Raw genomic sequence first — 3,159 nt, forward strand, 5'->3', positions numbered from 1 at the left:
GCTACGAACGCAAGGCCGAGCACTTCCTGGCCTTCACCGCCATCGCCTGCACCCTCATCTGCTACCGCAGACTCACCAAATGAGATGACGTCTAATACTGCAACGGTGTATGCCGTGACTGTTGGCCAGGTCGGTCGTTGGTGCGGTTATGGGTGGGGACCTTGCTGAAGTCAGGTTGTGGGCGGGTGAGCTGACCGCTCTGCATGAACGGTTCGTGCACCGCTTCAACCGGTCGGAGCCGCGTGAGTCAGCTCTTGCCTACATGCGGGGGCTGATTGCTCCGCTGGAGCGCAAGAACGGCTGGACGCTGGCCGAGGAGGCCGGTCACGACGGCCCGGACCGGATCCAGCGGATGCTGAACCGGATCGAGTGGGACGCGGATGAGGTCCTGGACGACGTCCGTGACTACGTTGTGGAACACCTTGGCGATGGGGACGCCGTGCTGATCGTCGACGACACCGGCTTTTTGAAGAAGGGCCTGCGGTCGGCCGGGGTGCAAAGGCAGTACTCCGGAACCGCTGGCCGCACCGAGAACTGCCAGATCGGAGTGTTCCTCGCCTACGCCACCGGCCGCGGCCGCACGCTGATCGACCGGCGGTTGTATCTGCCCGCGTCCTGGACGGACGACCGGGAACGCTGCCGCCGGGCTGGCATCGGCGACGAGGTCGCCTTCGAGACAAAGGTGGCCATGGCCAAGGCGATGGTCCGCAAAGCGATCGCGGACCGGATCCCCTTCGGCTGGGTGACGGCGGATGCCGCCTACGGCTACAGCAAGGGCTGGCGTTTCGAACTCGAGCAGGCCGACGTCTTCCACGTCGTGGCCACCACCCGGCACGACACGGTCGTCACCCGCTGGTCCATCGATCACCCTGTCCACGAGCTGTTCCCCGGCCTGCCGCGGCAGAAGTGGAAGCGCCGTTCCTGCGGCGCGGGGGCTCACGGGCTGCGGATCTATGACTGGGCCCGCGTCGAGGTGCGGCCCTGGCACCGCGAAGACCGCCGGCACTGGGTCATCGCCCGCCGCAGCGTCAGCCGGCCTGACGAGATCTCCTACTACATCGCCTACTGCCCCGCCGACACCACGCTGGACGAGCTGATCCGCATCGCGGGCAGCCGCTGGGCCATCGAGGAGTGCTTCCAGAGCGCGAAGCAGGAATGCGGCCTGGACGACTACCAAGTCCGCCGCTATCCCGGCTGGCACCGCCACATGACCCTCGCCATGGCAGCCCACGCCTGCCTCACCGTCCTGCGAGCCCGCGAGCTGGACGCCGGGAAAGCAGAAACGGATCCTCCCAGCTCATCCACCTCAGCCTTGCCGAGATCCGACGGCTGATTACCCGCCTCACCGACCGCCGGCCCGCCCCCGTCGAGCACATCCTGCACTGGTCGACATGGCGCCGCAGACGGCAATATCAGGCTCAGCTCAGTCACTACAAACGACGCGGACACAGCCCTTGAAGACTGCCCAGCAATCAGAACAGACACCGTTGCAGTACTAAGTCCCTGACGTGCGAGGAGTAGACCACACAACGGGACCAGTCCAGTTGTGAAGCCGCGTTCAGCTCAGCCGGCAGCACCTCGTGCAGACGCTGCCAGACGTCGGCCTCGTTCCAGTCCCGCAGTCGACGCCAGCAGGTCATGCCTGAGCCCAAGCCCAGCTTCTCGGGCAGGTACTCCCACTGGATCCCTCCCGGTGTGCCGCACGTACAGGAGGGCCTCATGAGTGACCGATCGCTTTCGCCCGCCTGGCTGGCCTCATGGACGGACAGAGTCTCAAGGACTCTCGCAGCCATGACAGGCGAGTTCGAGGATCGGTACGGATTTCTCCCTGGGACCAACGAGGTTCGGTCGGCTGACCACGATGATCGAACCGCGGCTCGTAGGCTTGCCCAAGTCACCCCTGTCCCGGCTGACCCGGTCACCTTCCACGACAGCAGCGGGGATGTCACCTGGGCGGACGTCGGCAACGCCTACTTCCTCGAGCCAGCCAGTAACGTCCTGCAGCGGCTCCAGGAGGACGGTATCGTCGATGCTGGCACAGACCGAATGGTCCATGGCCGGGTCATCGGATTGAACGGCGGCGGCCTGGCTAACGTCGCGGGCCCTGATGGGGCGGTCTACCGGACGCGGGCCGATGACCTAGGGCAGTTCCTGGAGCTGCTGGAGCACTCCCTGGCACGGTTCATGGCTGGCCGACGGCGAGACGGGAAACGTGTAACTGCAGGCACCAAGCGCCCATTCTGTTAGGTGCTGCTGTCCGCCACGACTTCAGTCGCGCGACGCCGCGCTCGACCGGTGCTCGTGCTGCAGACAGCGCTCGGTTGACGGTTTGCTGTGTCGGCGTGAGGTCACGGCCCGGTGGGCGTCTGAGTGGTGTCGTCACCCAGGGGCCGGCTCTCTGTAGGCGCGGTCGGCGAGGACGGGGACGCCCTGGCGTTCGCAGATGCGGGTGATCCGGTGGACGCGGGCGGCAGTGAGATCCTGCGCACGGCCGGGCAGCGCCGACGAGATCCACAGAAGCTGTCCAACCGGATCGGTCACCACTTGCACGTTTACCCCGTGTCGGCGGTGCTTGTGGGAGAAGTCGGCCCAGCTGTCGCCGCCCCGGTCGCACTCCGTCAGGGTGCCGTCCAGCACGACGTAGTCTGGGTCGGACTCGCGCAGCACACGCAGCAGGCCAGGTGCGCGATCGGCATGCAGGTCGACGACGGCTGTCGTGTAGGCGTGGGCGGTGCTGACGGAGGTTACGAACCCGGCAGCAAGCTGGGCGAGGGTGTCGTGTCGACGCCGGTACACCAGCCCGACCAGGGCACGCTGGTGCGGCGGGAGCTAGCAATGACGGTCACCCTCCCTGGTGACGAAAAGCATGGTGACCCCCTCGACCAGGGCGTGGGGCAGGTCGAGTGCCGCAGAATACGGAACCACCGCGGCTCCCGTCCCTGTGGGTTGAGACTTCGAACACCTCCTCAACGGCACGGGAGCCTCGTGCGTTGCGGGCACCGATCCCATCATGCGATCAGTGGCCACGCTGAAAGAGCTCACTGAGTCTCCGTCCTCTTAGACGTCATCTCATTTGGTGAGTCTGCGGTAGCAGATGAGGGTGCAGGCGAGGCTGGTGAAGACGAGGAAGTGCTCGGCCTTGCGCTCGTACCGCCGATG

The 3,159-nt window shown here is 66.0% G+C and carries 2 protein-coding genes and 3 pseudogenes; 2 read left to right on the forward strand and 3 right to left on the reverse strand.

Annotation, left to right across the window (positions count from 1 at the left end; genetic code table 11):
• Window positions 1-148 precede the first annotated feature (148 nt).
• Window positions 149-1,333 (forward strand): IS701 family transposase, encoded by a 1,185-nt coding sequence (locus tag ACZ7N4_RS39075; protein ID WP_471368793.1) that lies wholly within the window; start codon window positions 149-151, stop codon window positions 1,331-1,333.
• 169 nt (window positions 1,334-1,502) lie between these two features.
• On the opposite strand, the pseudogene ACZ7N4_RS39080 reads toward ACZ7N4_RS39075, so the two are convergent.
• Window positions 1,503-1,688 (reverse strand): annotated as a pseudogene (locus tag ACZ7N4_RS39080) (transposase); the annotation flags it as partial.
• Window positions 1,689-1,791: 103 nt separating this feature from the next.
• On the opposite strand from ACZ7N4_RS39080, the gene ACZ7N4_RS39085 reads away from it, so the two are divergent.
• Window positions 1,792-2,247: an SMI1/KNR4 family protein gene (locus ACZ7N4_RS39085; protein WP_471368790.1), complete on the forward strand. Its 456-nt coding sequence runs from the start codon at window positions 1,792-1,794 to the stop codon at window positions 2,245-2,247.
• On the opposite strand, the pseudogene ACZ7N4_RS39090 reads toward ACZ7N4_RS39085, so the two are convergent.
• Window positions 2,183-2,925, reverse strand: a pseudogene (locus ACZ7N4_RS39090) (transposase). The gene ACZ7N4_RS39085 and the pseudogene ACZ7N4_RS39090 sit on opposite strands and share 65 nt — an antisense overlap.
• 144 nt (window positions 2,926-3,069) lie before the next feature.
• Window positions 3,070-3,159 (reverse strand): annotated as a pseudogene (locus ACZ7N4_RS39095) (IS5/IS1182 family transposase); the annotation flags it as partial.

This window comes from Streptomyces sp. NPDC107654, assembly GCF_055639035.1.

What these genes read in the sequence shown, in the direction of transcription:
- ACZ7N4_RS39075 (WP_471368793.1), top strand. Translation starts at nt 149, where the DNA reads ATGGGTGGGGACCTTGCTGAAGTCAGGTTGTGGGCGGGTGAGCTGACC.
- ACZ7N4_RS39085 (WP_471368790.1), top strand. Translation starts at nt 1,792, where the DNA reads ATGACAGGCGAGTTCGAGGATCGGTACGGATTTCTCCCTGGGACCAAC.